The organism is Bradyrhizobium sp. UFLA05-89 (assembly GCF_059803475.1).
Window position 1 is genome coordinate 25,511 of record NZ_JBANBA010000076.1, and the last position, 20,945, is coordinate 46,455.

Genomic DNA, 20,945 nt, shown 5'->3' on the forward strand with positions numbered 1-20,945 from the left:
CGGGGCTTTTTCTTACGCGCGCTCTCGTGTCCCGGGCAAGCGAAGCGCAGACCCGGGACCCAGAAGCCGAGTGCACACGGCATGGGCCCCGGATCAGCAGCGCACCACGCCGCAAAGGGCGGCGCGCTGCGCAGCAGCCGGGGCACGAGATCGTCAATCTTGGATCTTCGATCAATCTTGGATCTTCGAGAAGTCCGCCACCGCGCGCGTGGCGCTACGAATTTCGTTCAGCAGCTTCAACCGGTTCTCGCGCACCTTCGGGTCCTCGTCGTTGACGCGGACCTTGTCGAAGAAGGCATCGACCGGCGGACGGAGCTTTGCCATTGCGCTCATCGCGCCGGCGAAATCTTCCTTGGCGACGGCAGCGCTTGCCTCCGCCTTCACCTCGCCGATCGCCTTAGCCAGCGCTTTCTCTTCAGGCAGGCTGTAGAGCGCCGCATCAGGCGCGCCGTCGAACGTGCGCTTATCCTTCTTCTCCTCGATCGACAGGATATTGCCGGCGCGCTTCGTACCGGCGAGCAGGTTCTTGCCGTCGTCACTGTCAAGGAACTTGCCGAGCGCCTCGACGCGGCGAACGATCATCAGGAGGTCGTGCTGGCCGCCGAGCGCGAACACGGCGTCGACGAGATCATGACGCGCGCCCTGCTCACGGAGCTGGACCTTGAGACGGTCGGCGAAGAAAGCGAGGAGATCGTTCGGGATCTTCTGCGCATCCGCGGGCTTCATCGACAAACCGGCAAGCGCCGACGCCGCCACCTTCAGGAGCGACAGGCGCAGCGTGTTCTCGGCAATCAGCCTGATCACACCCAGCGCCGCACGACGCAACGCATACGGATCTTTCGATCCCGTTGGCTTCTCGTCGATCGCCCAGAAGCCAACCAGCGTATCGATCTTGTCCGCCAGCGCGACTGCCACGCTGACCAGATCTGTCGGAACCCGATCCGCCGGCCCTTGCGGCTTGTAGTGCTCCTCACACGCGGCCGCGACGGACGCGTCCTCACCCTGCGCGAGCGCGTAGTACCTGCCCATCAGGCCCTGAACTTCCGGGAATTCGCCGACGACTTCCGTCAGCAAATCCGCCTTGGCCAGATGCGCGGCGCGCTTTGCTTTCGCAACATCCGCACCAACCAGCGGCGCAATCTCGGCCGCCAGGCGCTCGATGCGCTTGATGCGCTCTGCCTGCGTGCCGAGCTTCTCATGGAACACGATGTGCTCGAACTTCGGCAGCCGGTCCTCGAGCTTCGTCTTCAAGTCGGTGTCGTAGAAGAACTTCGCATCGCTCAACCGCGCGCGGATCACACGCTCGTTGCCGGAGACGATCGCCTTGCCGCCGTCGGCCGCTTCGATATTCGCAACCAGGATGAACTTGCTCGCGAGCTTGCCCGTTTTGGGATCGCTCACAACGAAACACTTCTGGTTGTTGCGGATGGTGGCGCGGATCACTTCAGCCGGGATCGACAGGAATTCCTGATCGAACGATCCCATCAGCACGACCGGCCATTCAATGAGGCCCGCGACCTCGTCGAGCAGGTTTTGATCTTCGACCAGCTCAAAGCCCTGCGCAAAGGCAAGCTGCTTGGCGTCGGTCAGGATCGAGTCCTTGCGGCGCTCCGGATCGAGCACGACCTTGGCGTCGAGCAGTTTCGCCTCGTAGTCCTCGAAGCGGCGCACGTTGATCGCGGCTGGCGCCAGGAAGCGATGACCATAGGTAGTCTGGCCCGTCTCGATGCCGTCGACGGAGAACTTCACCACGTCAGGCTCTTCGGTCTCGAGGCCGAAGGTCGCGGTGATCGCGTGCAGCGGACGCACCCAGCTCAGCGAACCCGACTTGGCCGAGCGCGCGCCCCAGCGCATCGACTTCGGCCAGGGGAAGGTGCGGATGATGACGGGGAGGATCTCGGCGATCACATCGATCGCCGCGCGGCCCGGCTTCTCGATCAGCGCGATGTAGAAGTCGCCCTTCTTGTCGCTCTGGATCTTCGCCTCGCTCAGCGAGGCAAGGCCCGTGGCTTTCAAGAATCCCTGGATCGCGGGCTCAGGTCCGCCGACGCGCGGACCACGGCGCTCTTCCTTCAGATCAGGCTGGCGCGTGGGGATGCCGTGCACGGTGAGCGCGAGGCGGCGCGGGGTCGCAAACGCCTTGGCGCCTTCGTAGACGAGGCCTTCGGCCACGAGCTTGTCGGTGACCATGCGGCGCAGGTCGTCGGCCGCCTTGGCCTGCATGCGCGCAGGGATTTCCTCGGAAAACAGCTCCAGCAGCAAATCGGGCATCAGGCCACTCCGCCCGCTTCGGTGTGCACCCAGGCCTCGCCGCAGGCCTTTGCAAGCTCGCGCACCCGGAAAATGTAACTCTGCCGCTCCGTGACCGAGATGACGCCGCGTGCATCGAGCAGATTGAAGACGTGGCTCGCCTTGATGCACTGGTCATAGGCCGGCAGCGCCATCAGGTGCTCCCTGCGGTTGCTGGCTTCGCGCCAGCCGGCCGCGAGATATTTCTTGCAGGCGTCCTCGGCCATCTTGAACTGCTCGAACAGCATCGCGGTGTCGGCATATTCGAAATTGTGCCGCGAATATTCCTGCTCAGCTTGAAAGAAGACGTCCTTATAGGTGACCTTCTGGTCGCCTTCGCGGCCGTTGAAGTTGAGGTCCATGATGCGGTCGACGCCCTGCAGGTAGCAGGCAAGCCGCTCGAGCCCGTAGGTGAGTTCGCCCGCGACCGGCGCGCATTCGACGCCGGCAACCTGCTGGAAGTAGGTGAACTGCGACACTTCCATGCCGTCGCACCAGCATTCCCACCCCAGCCCCCACGCGCCCAGCGTCGGGCTCTCCCAGTCGTCCTCGACGAAGCGGATGTCGTGCACGGTGGAATCGATGCCGATCGCGGCGAGCGACTTCAGGTACAGCTCCTGAAGGTCCGGCGGCGACGGCTTGAGGATCACCTGGAACTGGTAATAGTGCTGGAGCCGGTTCGGGTTCTCACCGTAGCGGCCGTCCTTCGGCCGGCGCGAGGGCTGCACATAGGCGGCATTCCACGGTTTCGGGCCGAGCGCGCGCAGGGTGGTCGCAGGGTGGAAGGTGCCGGCGCCGACCTCCATGTCGTAGGGCTGGAGGATCACGCAGCCGTAATCCGCCCAATAGCGTTGCAGCGCCAGGATCAGGCCCTGGAACGAGCGGTCCGGGCGCATATGGGCGGGCAAGGAAGCGTCCATCGTCAGGTCAGGCTTTCGCGGGGGGTTGAATCGCGCGGGACCGTATCGACGGCGGCGGTGGGAATCAAGGCAAAGGGCGGATTGGGGCAAACAGCCCATCATCCCGCGACGATGCAGTAGGGTGGGCTAAGGCGCTCTTGCGCCGTGCCCACCATCTTTCGTTAACCGCATCAGAAGTGGTGGGCACGGCTTCGCTTTGCCCACCCTACGGCAGCGCAGCTACCCCGGGCGATACGCCCCGGTGACCGGGTCGCGCTTCAGCGTCTGGATTTCCCCCATGCGCGCGGCTTCAGCGACGCGCGACAGGCGCATCTCCTCCAGTTCCTGGTTGATCCGGACTGCGGTCTTGTAGGCCCAGCGGACCACGGCTAGCCCGCCCAGGACGCCCGCGAATGCAACGAACGGCGGCATCGGTCGATCCTTGTTCAATGCTCAGCCCCCACGCGCATTCTCGCGCAGACGAGCCCGCGCCGCAATTGGCTTGGTTCGGACCAAATGGCGCGGGCCGGCTCCTGCTAGAACCCGAATTTTGCCCAAATCGCCCGCGTTTCCAGCGCCGAAATCAGCTCCTCCGGCAGCCCAGCCATCCCTTCCAGGGCCGAAAGCTGGCCTGCGCCGGGTGATTTGCGGCCAAACAGACCGGACAGCAGCCCGGTCGGCTGGGCGATCACGGGGGTGAGAACCTTCTCGCCATAGCGGGCACGAAGAGTTGAGCGGAGGTCGCCGATCCCGTCGGCAAGGCCCAGCGAGATCGCAGTGTCGCCCGCCCAATATTCGCCGGTGAACAGGGTGTCCTCGCCGCCCTTCAGGCGCGCGCCCCGGCTCTCCTTCACGAGCGTAATGAAGATCGCGTGGATCTCGCGCTGAAGCTTCTTCAGCCGCGCCACGTCATCAGGGTTTTCGGGCAGGAATGGATCGAGCATCGCCTTGTGCTCGCCGGCGGTATAGAGCCGCCGCTCGATGCCGAGCCGCTTGATCGCCTCCTGGAAGCCGAAGCTGCCGCCGACCACGCCAATGGAGCCGAGGATCGAGGAGGGATCGCAGAAGATCTCGTCGCCCGCGCAGGCGATCATGTAGCCGCCGGACGCCGCGACGTCCTCGACGAACACCAAGACCTTAAGCTTCTTCTCGGCCGCAAGCTGCTTGATGCGCAGATAGATCTGGCGCGACTGCACCGGCGAACCGCCCGGCGAGTTGATGACGAGCGCCACCGCCTTGGCGTTGCGGAATGAGAAGGCGCGCTCCAGCACCCGCGCGATGCCTGCGAGCGTCATGCCCGGCCGCAGCGGCGTTACCGCGCCGATCACCCCGGAGAGCCGCACCACCGGCACGACCGCAGCGCCAGGGCGAAAGCGCGCCGGAAGATACTCCACGAACTTGTCGATCAGGCCGGACGTGTTGGGATCGTTCAATTGTTCGGCCATGCCGTTACCTCGTCTTTACCATTTCTTATCACGCGACTGTCATTGGAAGTGCCTGGAACGTGTTTTGCAAAGTCTCCGTAAGGAGGCTGCAATGAGGCAGCGGAGAACGACATGAAGATTTATCTGCTGATGATGCTGATGGGTGCGCTGTTCACGGCGATTCGCTTCACCACAGCGCAGGACCAGCAGTCGAACTCGCTTCCCCAGTAGATTTTCAAGCCGCCGCCAGCGGCAGCACCGCCCTCCCCGAAAGTACGTCCCGTAACTCTTTTTTAGGCACGCCTGACTCTTCGTTGAGCATCAGGCCCGGCAGGATGCGCGTCGGCGCCCTGCTGCCTTTGATGGCGCGGACCAGCACACGGATCGCAGGCTTCTCCGCGTCGCCATGAACCGGCAACACCGAGAGGCTTCCGAAGCCGCGTGACAGCGCTGTCAGTACGTCTGCTATCCCATCTGCGCGCCAGATCAAGGTCAGCGCGCCACCTGATTTGAGAATGCGCCGCGCTGCATGCACCCAGGCATGCAGCGTCTCCGTGGTCGCCACATGGGCAACGTGACGCGCCTGGTCCGGAGAGCCGCGATGGCGCACGGCATCGTTGAAGGGCGGATTCATCAGGACGACGTCAACGCTGTCAGGCCAAAGGCCGTTTGCCGCGAAGCTCTCCGAACCGGCCGTGACGTCGAGGACGATCGCCTCGGCTTCAATCGCATTCGCGGCCGCGTTGGCGCGCGCGAGGCTGCCAAGCTCCGGATCGATCTCGACCAGCATCAGGCTGACCCCGGGGACGCGCCGCGCCAGCGCCAGCCCCGCCGCACCGATGCCGGCGCCGAAATCGACGACGCGGTTGCCGGCCTTGGCCGCGGTCGCCGCGGCCAGCAGGATCGCATCGTGACCGGCGCGGTGACCGGACCGCTTCTGCATCAGCCGCAATTGCCCGTCCAGGAACGCGTCCTCGGTGACATCATCGACGTTCGGGGCGAGCTCAGTCATCGCCGCGCAATTCGTGGCTCAGGCCGGCCTCGGTGAGGAGCTGCCGCGCCGCGCTGGCGTCGTCCTCATGGACCAGGATCCGCCGCGGCAGGATGCCGAGCGAGCCCTCGATGATGCTCATGTTCTGGTCCAGCACCAGATGGTGGATATTGGCGCCGTCAAGCAACGCGCCTATCGCCGACACCAGCACCATGTCGTTGGTCCGAACCAGTTCGCGCAAAACGAGCCTCCTGCCTGACGCGGGGTGGGCGGAAATGTCAATGGTTCCGCGGCACTTGCCGCGTCCGTCCGCAGTTTCTATTGTCTTTGGATCAGAATAGCCCTTCCCGGGCAAATATTGGAGACCGGCGTGGCCGTAATCGTACCTTTCGAAACTCCCGGCGCGTCGATCGAAGAGCTGGTTGCCCTCGTCGCCCCCGACATGGAACGGGTCAATGCGACCATCCTGTCGCGGACCGGCTCCGAGGTGACGATGATCCCGGAGGTCGCCAACCACCTGATTTCCTCCGGCGGTAAGCGCCTGCGGCCGATGCTCACCCTCGCCATGGCCAACCTCGCCGGCTACGCGGGCGACGGCCATATCAAGCTCGCCGCTTCCGTCGAGTTCATGCATACCGCAACCCTGCTGCACGACGACGTCGTCGACGAGAGCGAGATGCGCCGTGGCAAGCTGTCGGCACGCATGCTCTGGGGCAACGAGGCCAGCGTGCTGGTCGGCGACTTCCTGCTCGGACAAGCCTTCCGCATGATGGTTGAGGTCGGCTCGTTGCGGGCGCTCGACATCCTCTCGGCAGCAGCCGCGACGATCGCCGAGGGCGAGGTGATGCAGCTCGCGGCCGCCAAGAACACCGCGACCACCGAGGACGAATATCTCGCCGTGATCCGCGCCAAGACCGCAGAATTGTTCGCGGCCGCCTGCGAGGTTGGGCCGGTGCTCGCCAACCGCCCGAAGGCCGAGCAGACCGCTTGCCGCTCGGTCGGCATGAATCTCGGCATCGCCTTCCAGCTCGTGGATGACGTGCTCGACTATGGCGGCAAGAGCGCCAAGCTCGGCAAGAATACCGGCGACGATTTCCGCGAAGGCAAGATCACACTGCCGGTGGTGCTCGCCTTCCGCCGCGGCAATGACACCGAGCGCGCCTTCTGGATAAGGGCGCTGGAGCGCGGTGAGATTGGGGACACCGATCTCGATCACGCCATCGGGCTGATGAACAAGCACCGTGCGCTCGAGGACACGCTGAGCCGCGCCCAGCATTACGGCGCCATGGCTGTGGATGCGCTGGCGCTGTTCCCGTCCTCGCCGATGAAGAGCGCGCTGGAGCAGGTCGTGGCGTTCTGCCTCGCACGGTCTCACTAAAGCGCGATGAAATTGGGATGAATCGTCATCGCGCTTTAGGTCATTGTTCGAGCATGATCTTTTCGGAAAACCGCTCCACACTTTTCCGGATCATGCTCTACCGGTCTCCGCGCAAATGATCGACACGAATTTCTGGCTGTTCCTCGCTGCCGCCCTCGTCATTGCACTCGTTCCCGGTCCCGGCATCTTCTACGTCGCGGCACGGAGCTTGTCGGAAGGGCGTGCGAGCGGATTTGTCTCGACTGCCGGCACGGCGCTCGGCGGCATGGTCCACGTGGTTGCGGGCAGCCTCGGCATCTCCGCCATCATCCTTGCGAGCGCCGAGCTCTTCGCCGCCGTGAAGTTCGGCGGCGCGATGTACCTCGTCTGGCTCGGCATCCGGACGGTTCGCAGCGCGGGCCAGCTTCAATCGCTGGAGCGTGAGCCCGTCGGCGACAAGCGCGCCTTCCGCGACGGCGTGCTGGTAGAGGCTCTGAATCCGAAGACTGCGGCGTTCTTCCTGGCCTTCATACCGCAGTTTCTCGATCCGTCCGCCGCCAGCCCCACGCTGCAGTTCATCCTGCTCGGCGCGATCTCGGTGACGCTAAATACGCTCGCCGATGTCGTTGTCGTGCTGATGGCCTCCCTCACCCGCGCGCAATTGATCGGTCGGCCGCGTCTCATGCAGCGCCTCACCCAGGGCTCCGGCATCTTCATCGCAGGTCTCGGCCTCTCGCTCGCGCTGGCGAGGCGGCCCGTGCAGAGCTAGCGCACCGCAGGGCCGTGGCATGGTGCTCGCCCCAAAAAGTCGCTTCTACGAGTCTCACGGCCTGCGGCTGCATTATGCCGACTGGGGCAACGAAGGCGCGCCAGTCGTCATCCTGGTCCATGGCGGGCGCGACCATTGCCGCAGCTGGGACGTCATCGCCCGCGCGTTGCAGCCGCATTTTCACGTGCTCGCGCCCGACCTTCGCGGGCACGGCGATTCCGACTGGACCAAAGGCGGCAGCTACGCGCTGACCGAGTATGTGTACGATCTGGCCCAGCTCGTCCGCGCCATCGCCGCGCAACAGGTGATCCTCATCGGCCATTCGATGGGCGGGATGGTGAGCCTGATCTATTCGGGATCGTTTCCGGAGCAGGTATCCGCGCTGGTGGTTCTCGACGGCGTGACGGTCTTGCCGGATGCGCAAAGGGCCCCCACGCCCGAACGCATCACCAAATGGGTCGGTCAGCTCGACAAATTGCACGACCGCGCCCCCCGCTCCTATCGCACGATCGAGGACGCTGCGGCGCAGATGAGAACCTACAACAAACGCCTGTCGCGCGAGCTGGCGCTGCACCTCGCAACGCACGGGGTGCGCCAAAACGACGATGGCACCTATCGCTGGAAGTTCGATCCCTACCAGCGCGTGACTGCGCCGCAGCGGCTATGGCCAGATGATCACGTCGCGCTGTGGGCTCGCATCGCCTGTCCAACGCTGCTCCTCAATGCCGACGAAAGCTTCCTCGCCGGCTCCAAGGCGGCAGGCCTCGAGAATTATTTCCAGAAAGCGCGCATCGAGACGATCAGCGGCGCCGGACACTGGCTGCATCACGACCGGCCGCGAGAGGTGTTAGGTGCGATCAAGCGGTTTTTAGGCGTGACAGAGGAAGGCGCAGGCTAGCTCATCTGCTGTAGGGTGGGCAAAGCGAAGCGTGCCCACCACTTCTACTACGCGACGTCGATGCATGGTGGGCACGGCGCTGTCGCGCCTTCCCCACGGTAGTCGAGTGCTCGGCACCCGGCTACATCCACGTCATTGCAAGCAGCTAGCTCAACGTCCCCGCATGCACCCACCAGCCGGAGTGATCACGGCGAATCGTTTCGGCTGCGGCGTGAGCGTGTGCCGCGTCGCCGAAGATCGCAAAGCAGGTCGCGCCCGAACCCGACATGCGGGCGAGCTTGACACCAGCACAGGCGCGCAAGGCGTCCAGCACCTCGCCGATCACGGGCTCGATGCGCATTGCGGGGGCTTCGAGATCGTTGGCAACGGTCGAGAGGACGTCGACCCAGTCTGTGGTCGAGGCACCCCCCTCCGGCCAGGCCGGCGCTTCAAGGACGTCGGTGGCGCCGACCAGAAGCTCGCCGTTGCGCAGGCCCAGCGCCTGGAACACGTCCTTGGTCGCCACCGGCACGCGGGGATTCACCATCACACTGGGCATGCTCGGCAGCATCAGCGGCAGGAGTTGCTCGCCGACGCCGGTCATGTCGCAGGCGCGCGAGAGCAGGCACACCGGCACGTCGGCGCCGGTCGCAAGCGCGACCTCCTGCAAGCGGGGATCATCGAGCGACAGATTGTTGAGGCGCGCAAGCAGCCGCAAGGCGGCCGCAGCATCCGCAGAGCCGCCACCGATACCGGCTGCAACGGGCAGCACCTTGTCGAGCGCGAAGGCACCGAGCTTCAGGTTCGGCACGGCTTCGGCGAGAAGCCTTGACGCCTTGAGCACGAGATTGTCGGCGGTGTCGCCACAGGCTGCAGCCAACGGGCCCGTGGTGGTGAGCTTCAGCTCACTTCCGGGCTCGAGCGTGAGACGATCGGCGCAATCGGCGAATGCGACCACGCTTTCGAGATCATGATAGCCGTCGGTGCGACGACCGACGACGCGAAGGCTCAAATTGACCTTCGCCCGTCCTTCTTCAATCAACGCCGACATCGGCGACCAACCCCTGCCCCTTTTTGGATCAACCGCCCTTGCCGTCGTCCTTCTTCTTCTCGGCCTGCGCGGCCGAAGAATTCGAATTGTCGTCGGTCAGACCATTGGCAATCTTGGCCTCGATCTTCGGCAGGTCGTCCGGCTCGGGCTTCAGATCCCGCGCATGCGACCACTGGAATTTGGCTTCCAGCGTGCGGCCGATGCGCCAGTAGGCGTCGCCGAGATGGTCGTTGATGGTGGGATCCTCGGGCTTCAGGTCGATCGCACGCTCGAGGTTCTTCACCGCCTCCTCGTAATTGCCGATGCGGTAATAGGCCCAGCCGAGCGAGTCGACGATGTAGCCGTCGTCAGGCCGCTGCTCGACGGCGCGCTTGATCATCTTCATGCCGTCATCGAGATTGACGCCCTGATCGATCCAGGAATAGCCGAGATAGTTGAGGACATGCGGCTGGTCGGGCTGGAGCTCGAGCGCCTTCTTCATGTCGGCTTCCGCCTTGCCCCACTGCTTTGAGCGCTCCTCGCAGATGCCGCGGTAGTAGTACCAGACGCTGTTGGATTTGTCGGCGCCGGCCGGCAGCACCTCGACGCCTTGCGAATAGGTCGCGCCGCAATCACCGAACTTCTTGCGGCCGCGCTCGATATTGCCGAGCGCCATGATGGCTTCGAGATCCTTCGGATCTTCCAGGACCACGGATTTGAGGATCTTGATCGCCTCGTCGGTCTTGTCGGCGGAGTCGAGATCGACCGCGAGCTGGATCTGCGCGTTGCGCTTCAACGGCGAGTTCGCCGGCACGCGCTCATAGACCTTGATCGCCATCTGCGGCCGCTTCACCGATTCATAGAGATCGGCGAGCGACAGCAGCGCGAGCGGATGGCTCGGCTGGAGATAGAGCGCAAGCTGGAGATAGACCAGCGCAAGATCCTCGCCGCCGCGGCGGGTCAGCGTGGCGCCGATGCCGTAAAGCGCTTCGGCCGCACCGCCTTGCGCGGAATCGATCAGCGGAGGCATCTTCTTGCCGGCGCGGGTCTCGCGCAGGCCTTCCTGGATCAGCGGATGACGGGCGAGCTTCTTGTCGAAGGCCTCGTAGACGGTGGTCGCGGCGGCCGCATCCTTGTTGCGCGACAGCCAGCGCGCATAGGCTTCGGTGATGCGCAGCATGGAATCGTCGAGCTTGTAGGCGCGCTCGAAGCGGGTTCCGGCGTCCTTCTCCTTGCCGGCGAGCTCGAGGATCAGGCCAGCATGGAGGTCCTTGAACAGCGGATACCATTCCGGGCCCGTCAGCTTGTCGATGCTGGCGACGGCAGCCTTCGAGTCGCCCGCGCCATAAGCAGCCCAGCCGGACAACAGCGTCGCGACCAGATCGGTGATCGGCCCGCGGATCGACTGGTTGATGTTGCTCTGCGCGGTCGCATATTTCTTCAGCTTCAGATCGTGCACGCCGACCACGAGGCGCGCGACGCGGTTCGACTTGTCGATCGTCAGGATGCGCTCGGCGAGCTTGACGGCTTCGTCGATGTCGCCATCCGCGACGGAGGAGATGAAGGCGCGGTCGAGCAGCTCGTTGTTCTTGGGATCGGTACGCAGCGCCGAGCGGTAGAAGGCGGCCGCGGACGAGGCGTCGCGTTCGACGCTGGCGTGGCGCGCGGCGAGATAGCTGCCCGCGCCGGTGAGCGACTTCAAATCATTCCGGGTCGGAAACTGCACCGCCGTGTCGGCCGGATGATCCGGCGTCTGCGCCAAGACCGCGCCAGGGACCGCCACGATCGCAGAACCGGCAAGGGCGATGGCAGCAGCAGTCCAGCGGTTGAAACGATTTGAAAACATCAGGGCTCGCCTTAAGTTTGGAAAGTCGGGGTCGTCTCGCTTGCAAACGCGACCGGTGGCATCGGGACCCGGAACCGTCGTGGCGGGGAACAATGCCGCTTTTGGCGTCCAATCGCAAGGATTCGGCGGGGTTTTCGGAAGCCGATTCGGCGCTCGCCCCTACCGGTCCTGTCCGCCCCAAGATCCTGCCCAAGACGCTTTTACTATGGCCTTATCGTGGCCACGGACCGTGTCTCCGGTCACTGCCCTCACGCAATCGTGCGGCAGTTTGCCCGAATCCTACATGGCCTCGTAGTTTGGCCCACCGCCGCCCTCCGGCGGAACCCAGGTGATGTTGCCGTTCGGATCCTTCACGTCGCAGGTTTTGCAGTGAACGCAATTCTGGGCGTTGATCTGGAAGCGCGGAGCCGCGCCCTCCTCCACCCATTCATAGACGCCGGCCGGGCAGTAACGGTTCGAGGGGCCGGCAAAGACGTCGTGCTCCGAGGTCTTCTGGAGGTCCATGTCCGCAACCTTCAGGTGAACCGGCTGGTCCTCTTCATGGTTGGTGTTGGACAGGAACACCGACGACAGCTTGTCGAAGGAGATCTTGCCGTCCGGCTTCGGATAGTTTTTCGGTGCATGGCTTTTCGCAGGATCGAGCGTGGCGCGGTCGGGCTTGGCGTGTGACTGCGTGCCGAACAGCGAGACACCGAACAGTGTGTTGCACCACATGTCGAAGCCGCCGAGCGCGACACCGAGCACGGTGCCGAACTTCGACCATAGCGGCTTGACGTTGCGCACCAGGAACAGGTCCTTGCCGACCGAGGATGAGCGCCACGCGTTCTCATATTCGGCGAGTTCGTCATTGGCACGGCCGGCCGCGAGCGCGGCGGCGACATGCTCGGCGGCGAGCATGCCCGAGCCCATCGCGTTGTGGACGCCCTTGATGCGCGGCACGTTGACGAAACCTGCCGCACAGCCGATCAGCGCGCCGCCAGGGAAGCTGAGCTTCGGCACCGATTGGTAGCCGCCCTCCGTGATGGCGCGCGCGCCATAGGCGAGCCGCTTGCCGCCTTCGAACGTGCCGCGGATCGAGGGATGGGTCTTGAAGCGCTGGAACTCGTCGAACGGCGACAGATACGGATCGTCGTAGTTGAGATGCACGACGAAGCCGACGGCCACGAGATTGTCGTCGTAATGGTAGAGGAACGAGCCGCCGCCGGTCTTCATGTCGAGCGGCCAGCCGAAGGAATGCTGGATCATCCCCTTCTGGTGCTTGGCCGGATCGATCTGCCAGACTTCCTTCAGGCCGATGCCGAATTTCCCCGGCTCGCTGCTCGCGTCCAGCGCGAACTTGGCAATGAGCTGCTTGGAGAGAGAGCCGCGGGCGCCCTCGGCGAACAGCGTGTACTTGCCGAGCAATTCCATGCCGCGGGTAAAGGAATCCTTCGGCTTGCCGTCCCTGCCGATGCCCATGTCTCCGGTGGCGATACCCTTCACCGTACTGTTCTCGTCGTAGAGCACTTCGGCGGCTGCAAAGCCCGGATAGATTTCGACGCCGAGCGCTTCGGCTTTCCGCGCCAGCCAGCGACAGACATTGCCGAGTGAGCCAATATAGCAATGATGATTGTTCATCAGCGGCGGCATCAGGAAGTTCGGCAGCTTGATCGCGCCGCCCGCCGTCATCCAGTAGAAGCGGTCGTCCTTGACCTCTGTCTTCAGCGAGCAGTCGGGATCATTCCGCCAGTCGGGAATAAGCTTGTCGAGGCCGGCGGGATCGATCACCGCACCCGAGAGAATATGCGCGCCGACTTCCGAGCCCTTCTCCACCACGACGATGTTGAGGTCGGCGTTGAGCTGCTTCAGCCGGATCGCGGCCGAAAGACCCGAGGGACCGGCGCCGACGATGACGACGTCGAATTCCATGGATTCGCGCGGAGGAAGTTCTTCGGTGCTCATCTGATCTCAGCCCTTGAGACGGTCCCTGGTCGTTTGCGCCCCCTTGTTTCCGATTTTTCCGGGCAGGACAACCTCGGAAATGCGTTTCGCTGGGATGCAAGGCCCCCTAAACTGACCTAAATGTCATAAGTTGCCATGATCAGCGAACCCGCCCCCACCGTCCGCGAACTGCTGGCCTTCTATCTGGAGGCGGGCGTCGACTGCGCGCTTGCCGAGGAACCGATCGATCGGCTCGCCGAACCGGAAGCGCCGCCCCCGGTCGCGCGCGCGGTTCAGCCGGTCGAGGCGCCACGCCCCGTTGCAGCGCCTGCGGTGACGCGCGGCGAGGCCGCGCCCGCACCTGACGTTGCGATCGCCTCAGCGCGCGAGGCGGCGCGGACCGCACCAACGCTGGAGGCACTGCGCGAGCTGATGCAGAATTTCGACGGCTGCGCTTTGAAGAACACTGCGACGCGGCTGGTGTTCGCCGACGGCAACCCGGAAGCGCGCATCATGTTCGTCGGCGAGGCGCCGGGTCGTGATGAGGACATCGAAGGACTGCCCTTCGTCGGGCGCTCGGGAAAGCTGCTCGACCGTATGATCGGCGCGATCGGACTCGATCGCAGCAAGGCCTATATCGCCAACGTCATCCCGTGGCGGCCGCCGGGCAACCGCACGCCGACGCCGCAGGAGACGCAGACCTGCCTGCCCTTCATCCAGCGCCAGATCGAGCTCGTGAATCCCGACGTGCTGGTGACGCTCGGCAATCCCTCGACGCAGACGCTGCTTTCAACGCGTGAGGGCATCATGCGCACGCGCGGCCGCTGGTTCGACTACGACACAGGCGCGCGCGTCATCCGCGCGCTGCCGACATTCCATCCGGCCTATCTGCTGCGCTCTCCGTCCTACAAGCGGCTGGCCTGGCAGGATCTGCGCGCGATCGCGAAGGTGCTGGCGGGATAGCTCTTGTAGGGTGGACAAAGGCGCTCTTGCGCCGTGCCCACCATCTCTCCGCACATGAACAAAAGCGGTGGACACGCTTCGCTTTGCCCACCCTACGATGTCCGAACTAAGTCCCCTTGGGGCGCACGATGGCCCAGCCGATGCGCAGCAGCGGCTGGCGGCCGTTCACCAGCCATTCGAAGGCGCGCGGCACTTCGGGCACGATGCCGGGGAAGCGTTTTGCAATCTCCGGCGGCGGGGTGCCGGCGGTGTCGGAGGCGCGCCAGACCACGACGCCGCCGGTCTCGCTGAACCTGGCCGGCGTGAACCAGGGCGTACGCTGCGGCTCAGCGTCGATGAGGAGATGCGGCCGGCCGGAATGCAGCGCGATCAGGCTGGCAAGCTGCGTCTCGCCGGCGACGGCGCGCAGACGCTGGTTGGTGCGGCGGGCAAAGCTGTCGTCGAAGAAGTCCGAGATCGCACGCGCCGGCATCGAGGTCGTGATCTCGCTGGTCCCGATCCACGGCATCAGGAGAACCGCCAGCACGATGCCCGCGGCGGGCGCGGCGACGGCAGCCGCCCACACCGTGCGCAGCACGCGGGCACGGCGCATCGCGATCAGATCGCCGGCGGCGACGATTACGGCAAGGCCCGACATCAGCAGTACGAGGCCTGCCCCGCCCGCCACGCTATCGAGCCCGAACAGACCGGAGATCAACACGGTGCCAAGCCCGGGAGCCAGCGCAAAGAAGTAGACGAAGTGACGCCCCAGCGGCTCGACCGACGGCCGGTAGATGATCGGGGCGTCCTCACTCTTGCCGGCGAACCAAGTCGTGTTGAGAAAGGTCAACACCGGGATTGCCACCGCGCCGAGCACGAGGCCGCCGAACAGCCAGGCCGTGTTGATCGCGCTTGCCTTCAAATCCTCAACCTGCGGCAAGGCCGGCATGGACAGCGTCTCGGCACGCAGCAGCCAGATCGCATAAGGCAGCACCAGCACGGCAACGACGACGAGCGCATAGACCGGATCGAGTGCGCGCAGCGTTTTGCGACCGCCTTCGGTCGCGACCGCGAAGATGACGAGCAGCAACAACAGGCCGATGGCAGCCGGCGTCGTCAGCAGCAGCAGCCCGGAAGCGATCGACCAGGCGAACCAGGCATTGCCGCGGCGCTGGCCGACGACTTGCCAGGAGTGCAAGAGGAGCAGCGCCCAGAGCGGTCGCGCCAGCACCATCGGACCGAAGTCGAGCGCGGACGAGGAGAACGCCAGCACGGTCATGGTTAAGAGCACGGCGAGCACCGCCTGCTGGGTGCCGACCACGGCGCGCGCCAGATGATAGAGCGCAATGAAGGTCGCGATCTCGCAGAGCTCGGCCAGCACATAGACGCCGATCATGTGGTTGCCGGCGGCGCGGTAGGCGATGTCGCCGAGCCAGAACGCGAGCGGCGGCCCGAGCCCGGTGCCGACCTGATATTCGCGGCCGAAGGCGAGGAGCGTGGCGAGATTGCCGGGCGGGCTGCGGTATAAGACCAGCGCCACGAACAGCCACATCGCGGCCTGGAGCAGCACCACGATCCACACCACCAGCCGCGGCCGTGCGCGGATCAGCTCGATGACCAGGGAGGTAAACCGCATGCAAGGTCCGAAATGATGCAGCCAACCCGTCCAAGCCGGCGCGTCCATGTTTGATAAAGCGCGCTGCGCGCCGTGGCAACCAACTCCTCTCCCTCTCCCTGTTCTTACGGATAGAGGTGAAAACCCGCTGCTAGAGATTGGCCGAAACGTCGACCTGCACCTCTGCCTCGACCTGCACAACCGCATCATCCACGGCCGTGAACAGGTCGCGTTTCGGTTCGACCGTCCAGGGCATGTGCTTCTCGCGCGCGGCGACCACGGGCGCGAAGAAGCTGCGGTGGTGGATGGATGGACCGAGGCGATCCAACGCATCCAGGTGCTCTGGCACCGCGTAGCCCTTGTGCTGCTCGAAACCGTAGCCCGGACAATCACCCGCCAGCGCGCACATCAGCCGGTCGCGCGTGACTTTGGCGACAATCGAGGCGGCCGCGATCGAGAGCACCAGGCCGTCCCCGCCGATCACCGCCTCGCATTCGCAGGCCGTATCAAGCTTGTCGCGGCCGTCGACGAAGACATGACGAGCCGCCTCGGGCAGCGCCACCACCGCGCGCTTCAGCGCCCAGAGCGAGGCGCGCAATATATTATCGCGGTCGATGCGCGCGGGCGAGGCGACGGCGACCGAGACCTGCGCGGTTGCGCAGATCTTGTCGAACAGCCTTTCGCGCTCCTCGGCCGTCAGGCGCTTGGAATCGTCGATGCCGCGCGGGATCCGGTTCGGGTCGAGAATGACGGCGGCCGCAACCACTGGGCCAGCCAGCGGCCCCCGCCCCGCCTCGTCGCAGCCGGCGACCGGCCAAATGCCGCGCTTGATCAGCGCGCGCTCGCGGCGAAAGCTCGGCGGCGCGATCGCGATGACGCCCTTCGCGGCCTTGGCCGCTCCCTTGGGCTCCTTCGCGGCCGCTTTGGGCTCTTTCTTCGCGGCGTCCTTTGCCGGCTTGCTGGCTGATTTGTCCCGAATCATGGTCGGGATCGTGCGCACGCAGGTCCAGCCAGCGCAACCGGGAACCTCGGATATTCCCGCTATTCAGGCCCGCCTTACCTCAGAACAAGCTGAGCTGCTCGCCGCCGCGCTTGGGCTTGGCGAAGTGATCCGTGCTGAGCTTGGAGCGGCGCTTGTTCAAGCCGAGGCGTTCGCAGGCGATTTCGAAGCGGCGGCCGATGGTCCAGGCCATGGGACCCGTGCCCTTCATCCGCTCGCCCCATTTCGAGTCGTAGTCGCGGCCGCCGCGCATGTCGCGGATCAGGGTGAAGACGTGGCGATAGCGGTCGGGATAGTTCGCCATCAGCCATTCGCGGAACAGGTCGCGCACCTCGAGCGGCAGCCGCAGCAGCACGTAGGAAGCCTCCTTGACGCCGGCATGCGCGGCCGCATCGAGGATGCGCTCGATCTCGGAGTCGTTCAGCGCGGGGATCACAGGCGCGACCATCACGGTGGTCGGGATACCGGCCTCGCCAAGCTGCTTGAGCGCCTCCAGGCGCTTGGGCGGCGTCGAGGCGCGCGGTTCCATGGTGCGCGCCAGCTTCGGATCGAGTGTGGTGACCGAGATCGCGACCTTGGCGAGGTTCCGCTTGGCCATGCGCGACAGGATGTCGATGTCGCGCGTCACCAGCGCCGATTTCGTCACGATGCCGACGGGATGGCCCGCACGCTCAAGCACCTCGAGAATGCCGCGCATGATGTTTCGCTCGCGCTCGATCGGCTGATACGGATCGGTGTTGGTGCCGATCGCGATCATCCGCGGCTCGTAGCCGGTCGCGGCGAGTTCCTTCTCCAGGAGCGCCGGCGCCTCGGGCTTGGCGAACAGCTTCGACTCGAAGTCGAGCCCTGGCGAGAGGCCGAGATAGGCGTGGGTCGGCCGCGCGAAGCAGTAGACGCAGCCGTGCTCGCAGCCGCGGTAGGGATTGATGGAACGGTCAAAGCCGATGTCGGGCGAGTCGTTGCGTGTGATCACCTTGCGTGAGGTGTCGACCGCCACCGTGGTCTTGAACGGCGGCAGCTCCTCCAGGCTCTGCCAACCGTCATCGAAGGCGACGCGCGCCTCGGCCTCATAGCGGCCGCTGGCGTTGGACTGGGCGCCCCGTCCGCGCCTGCGCTCCCGGTCGATCGCGACCGCAAGTTCAGGAAACGCGGAAGGCGCACCCGCCGGCTCGGAGGGCGCCGTGACCGGCGGGTGCCTGAGGGCATGAGAGGATGCTCGACTCATGCAGGCAAGATAGCATCCAAACGGAACAAATCAAGAACACAAACGTAAAAACCGTAAAACAACCCCATGCAAAGTAACCGCCCAAACTTCCCGCACCGAATTTTGACCTCGCGCAAGGGTTGCCGGCCGCATTGCCGTTTGATGCCGCCAGTACAAACGGGATCGATCGCACTGGAACCGGGTTGGTGACGGTCGCCGCAACAAGGTCAGCTCATCATGACGAGCCAACAACAAGCGCGCGCCAGCACAGGCGATCTCGACCTGCTCGATCGCTACTGGCGCGCCGCGAACTACTTATCCGTCGGGCAAATCTACCTTTTAGACAATCCGCTGCTGCGTGAGCCGCTCCGCCCCGAGCACATCAAGCCGCGCCTGCTCGGCCATTGGGGTACGACGCCCGGGCTGAACTTCATTTATGCCCATCTCAACCGAGCGATCCGCACGCTTGATCTCAGCGTGCTCTATATCTGCGGCCCCGGCCATGGCGGCCCGGGCATGGTCGCCAACACTTATCTCGAAGGCAGCTATAGCGAAATCTATCCGGACATCGGGCGCGATGCGGACGGATTGCGCAAGCTGTTCAGGCAGTTCTCCTTCCCCGGTGGCATTCCAAGTCACGCGGCGCCGGAGACGCCGGGTTCGATTCACGAAGGCGGCGAGCTCGGCTACGCGCTGGTGCATGCCTATGGCGCCGCGTTCGACAATCCCGACCTGATCGTCGCCTGCGTCGTCGGCGACGGCGAAGCCGAGACAGGACCGCTCGCCGCGTCCTGGCATTCCAACAAGTTCGTCAATCCCGCGCATGACGGCGCGGTGCTGCCGATCCTGCATCTCAACGGCTACAAGATCGCCAACCCCACCGTGCTCGGACGGATGCGCGACGAGGAGATCCGCCATCTCTTCCGTGGGCTGGGCCACGAGCCGCTGTTCGTCGAGGGCGACGATCCCAAAACGATGCACCGGATCATGGCCGATGCGCTTGACGTGGCTCTCGCCAGCATCCGCTCCATCCAGCAGCACGCGCGCGAGGCACAGACGACGATCGAGCGGCCGCGCTGGCCGATGATCGTGCTGCGCTCACCGAAGGGCTGGACCGGTCCCAAGGAGGTCGACGGGCTGAAAGTCGAGGGTTTCTGGCGCGCCCATCAGGTGCCAGTCGCCAATTGCCGCGAAAATCCCGCGCATCTGAAAGTGCTCGAAGGCTGGATGAAGAGCTATGCGCCGGAGGAGCTGTTCGACCACAACGGCACGCTTGTTCCCGAGTTGCAGGCGCTCGCTCCGACCGGCGACCGCCGCATGGGCGCCAATCCGCACGGCAATGGCGGGCTGTTGAAGCACGAGCTGAAGCTACCCGATTTTCGCAGCTTCGCCGTCGAGGTGAAGCAGCCGGGCAAGGCGGTCGCGGAGGCGACGCGCGAGCTCGGCAAGTTCCTGCGCGACGTGGTCAGACTGAACGGGGTTGCGCGCAATTTCCGTATCATGGGTCCGGATGAGACCGCGTCGAACCGGCTCGACGCCGTGTTCGAAGCAACCGAACGCGTATGGATGGAACCGACCGAACCTTACGACGTGCACCTCGCCCAGGATGGCCGCGTCATGGAGGTTTTGAGCGAGCATCTCTGCCAGGGCTGGCTTGAAGGCTATCTGCTCACTGGACGCCACGGCTTCTTCTCCTGCTACGAGGCCTTCATCCACATCGTTGACTCCATGTTCAACCAGCACGCCAAATGGCTGAAGGTGTCGCGCGAGCTGACATGGCGGCGGCCGATCGCCTCCCTCAATTATCTCCTGACCTCACATGTCTGGCGCCAGGACCACAATGGCTTCAGCCATCAGGATCCCGGCTTCGTCGATCTCGTCACCAACAAGAAAGCGGACATCGTCCGCGTTTATTTCCCGCCGGACGCCAACACGCTGCTGTGGGTGGCCGATCACTGCCTCCGCACCTACAACCGCATCAACGTCATCGTCGCAGGCAAGCAACCCGCGCCGCAATGGCTCAGCATGCAGGATGCGGCCACACATTGCGATGCCGGCATCGGCATCTGGACCTGGGCCGGCACGGAAAGCGCCGAGCGCGAGCCCGACGTCGTGATGGCCTGCGCCGGCGACGTGCCGACATTGGAAACGCTCGCTGCCGTCGATCACTTGCGCAAGGCGCTGCCCGACCTAAAGATCCGCGTCGTCAACGTCGTCGACCTCATGACATTGCAACCGAAGGAACAGCATCCGCACGGCCTTTCCGACCGCGATTTCGACTCGCTGTTCACGCGCAACAAGCCGGTGATCTTCGCCTACCACGGCTACCCCTATCTCATTCATCGCCTGACCTACAGCCGCACCAACCATGCCGGCATGCATGTGCGCGGCTTTGAAGAGGAAGGCACCACGACCACGCCGTTCGACATGGTCGTGCTCAACGAGCTCGACCGCTATCACCTGGCGATCGAGGCGATCGAGCGTGTGCCCGGGCTCGCGACGAAAGCGGCGCATGTGAAACAGCAGTTCCGCGATGCCCTGCTCAAGCATTCGCGTTACGTGCGCGAGCACGGCGAGGACATGCCGGAGATACGGGATTGGGTCTGGCCGATCAGCGCAGGCGGAACGACGCGGGCTTAATCTTACTGAGTCAGAAATCCACGGACCAAGCTGGGTGAGAATCGCATATTGAAGGAGGTTCAACTCGAGATCGAGGATCTGAGATGGGTCGCCGAGGAAAGGGAACCAGCGAGACACGATTTGCGGCGTACGTCGACGGTCT

17 protein-coding genes are annotated in these 20,945 nt (G+C 64.6%); 5 read left to right on the top strand and 12 right to left on the bottom strand.

The features are described from left to right. Window positions 1-171: 171 nt before the first annotated feature. From glyS to SO139_RS30995, 6 genes are all read right to left on the bottom strand, one after another. Window positions 172-2,271, bottom strand: coding sequence for a glycine--tRNA ligase subunit beta (gene glyS / locus SO139_RS30970; RefSeq protein ID WP_498541105.1), 2,100 nt, complete (start codon window positions 2,269-2,271; stop codon window positions 172-174). Next, window positions 2,271-3,209: a glycine--tRNA ligase subunit alpha gene (locus tag SO139_RS30975; RefSeq protein WP_498541106.1), complete on the bottom strand. Its 939-nt coding sequence runs from the start codon at window positions 3,207-3,209 to the stop codon at window positions 2,271-2,273. Before SO139_RS30975 ends, glyS begins: the two co-directional genes overlap by 1 nt. Window positions 3,210-3,428: 219 nt before the next feature. Next, window positions 3,429-3,620, bottom strand: a complete 192-nt coding sequence (locus SO139_RS30980; RefSeq protein ID WP_027524294.1) for a hypothetical protein — start codon at window positions 3,618-3,620, stop codon at window positions 3,429-3,431. 104 nt (window positions 3,621-3,724) lie between these two features. Further along, on the bottom strand, window positions 3,725-4,633 hold the full coding sequence (locus tag SO139_RS30985) for a S49 family peptidase (RefSeq protein ID WP_449384032.1): 909 nt from the start codon (window positions 4,631-4,633) through the stop codon (window positions 3,725-3,727). A 214-nt stretch (window positions 4,634-4,847) separates the two neighbouring features. Beyond that, window positions 4,848-5,624 (bottom strand): tRNA1(Val) (adenine(37)-N6)-methyltransferase, encoded by a 777-nt coding sequence (locus SO139_RS30990; RefSeq protein WP_498541107.1) that lies wholly within the window; start codon window positions 5,622-5,624, stop codon window positions 4,848-4,850. Then, complete coding sequence (locus SO139_RS30995; RefSeq protein WP_449384030.1) at window positions 5,617-5,844, bottom strand: putative signal transducing protein; 228 nt, start codon at window positions 5,842-5,844, stop codon at window positions 5,617-5,619. The genes SO139_RS30990 and SO139_RS30995 overlap by 8 nt, the downstream gene beginning before the upstream one ends. Window positions 5,845-5,973: 129 nt before the next feature. Here SO139_RS30995 and SO139_RS31000 point away from each other — a divergent pair, with 129 nt between their 5' ends. From SO139_RS31000 to SO139_RS31010, 3 genes are all read left to right on the top strand, one after another. Then, window positions 5,974-6,981, top strand: coding sequence for a polyprenyl synthetase family protein (locus tag SO139_RS31000; RefSeq protein ID WP_498541108.1), 1,008 nt, complete (start codon window positions 5,974-5,976; stop codon window positions 6,979-6,981). Between the two features lie 115 nt (window positions 6,982-7,096). Continuing rightward, window positions 7,097-7,729, top strand: a complete 633-nt coding sequence (locus SO139_RS31005) for a LysE family translocator (RefSeq protein ID WP_449384028.1) — start codon at window positions 7,097-7,099, stop codon at window positions 7,727-7,729. A gap of 19 nt (window positions 7,730-7,748) precedes the next feature. Further along, on the top strand, window positions 7,749-8,627 hold the full coding sequence (locus SO139_RS31010; RefSeq protein WP_498541109.1) for an alpha/beta fold hydrolase: 879 nt from the start codon (window positions 7,749-7,751) through the stop codon (window positions 8,625-8,627). Between the two features lie 145 nt (window positions 8,628-8,772). Here SO139_RS31010 and SO139_RS31015 read toward each other — a convergent pair whose 3' ends face one another. From SO139_RS31015 to SO139_RS31025, 3 genes are all read right to left on the bottom strand, one after another. After that, the gene (locus SO139_RS31015; protein WP_449384026.1) at window positions 8,773-9,657 is read right to left on the bottom strand and encodes a 4-(cytidine 5'-diphospho)-2-C-methyl-D-erythritol kinase; all 885 of its coding nucleotides are present in this window, start codon (window positions 9,655-9,657) and stop codon (window positions 8,773-8,775) included. A gap of 28 nt (window positions 9,658-9,685) precedes the next feature. Continuing rightward, the gene (locus SO139_RS31020) at window positions 9,686-11,482 is read right to left on the bottom strand and encodes a tetratricopeptide repeat protein (protein ID WP_449384025.1); all 1,797 of its coding nucleotides are present in this window, start codon (window positions 11,480-11,482) and stop codon (window positions 9,686-9,688) included. Window positions 11,483-11,761: 279 nt separating this feature from the next. After that, window positions 11,762-13,423: an electron transfer flavoprotein-ubiquinone oxidoreductase gene (locus SO139_RS31025; RefSeq protein WP_498541110.1), complete on the bottom strand. Its 1,662-nt coding sequence runs from the start codon at window positions 13,421-13,423 to the stop codon at window positions 11,762-11,764. Between the two features lie 135 nt (window positions 13,424-13,558). Between SO139_RS31025 and SO139_RS31030 the strand changes: the two genes are divergently transcribed. After that, window positions 13,559-14,365: a uracil-DNA glycosylase gene (locus SO139_RS31030; RefSeq protein ID WP_449384023.1), complete on the top strand. Its 807-nt coding sequence runs from the start codon at window positions 13,559-13,561 to the stop codon at window positions 14,363-14,365. Window positions 14,366-14,471: 106 nt separating this feature from the next. On the opposite strand, the gene SO139_RS31035 is transcribed toward SO139_RS31030, so the two are convergent. The 3 genes from SO139_RS31035 to SO139_RS31045 form a co-directional block, all read right to left on the bottom strand. Next, entirely contained in the window at window positions 14,472-15,980 is a 1,509-nt protein-coding gene (locus SO139_RS31035) for a glycosyltransferase family 39 protein (RefSeq protein ID WP_449384022.1), read from the bottom strand. Window positions 15,981-16,110: 130 nt separating this feature from the next. Beyond that, window positions 16,111-16,941 carry a ribonuclease HII gene (rnhB, locus tag SO139_RS31040; RefSeq protein WP_498541111.1) on the bottom strand — a complete coding sequence of 277 codons (831 nt, stop codon included), beginning with the start codon at window positions 16,939-16,941 and terminating at the stop codon, window positions 16,111-16,113. A 79-nt stretch (window positions 16,942-17,020) separates the two neighbouring features. Continuing rightward, complete coding sequence (locus tag SO139_RS31045; protein ID WP_449384020.1) at window positions 17,021-18,184, bottom strand: PA0069 family radical SAM protein; 1,164 nt, start codon at window positions 18,182-18,184, stop codon at window positions 17,021-17,023. A gap of 216 nt (window positions 18,185-18,400) precedes the next feature. On the opposite strand from SO139_RS31045, the gene SO139_RS31050 reads away from it, so the two are divergent. Further along, entirely contained in the window at window positions 18,401-20,803 is a 2,403-nt protein-coding gene (locus SO139_RS31050) for a phosphoketolase family protein (RefSeq protein WP_449384019.1), read from the top strand. Window positions 20,804-20,945 lie beyond the last annotated feature (142 nt).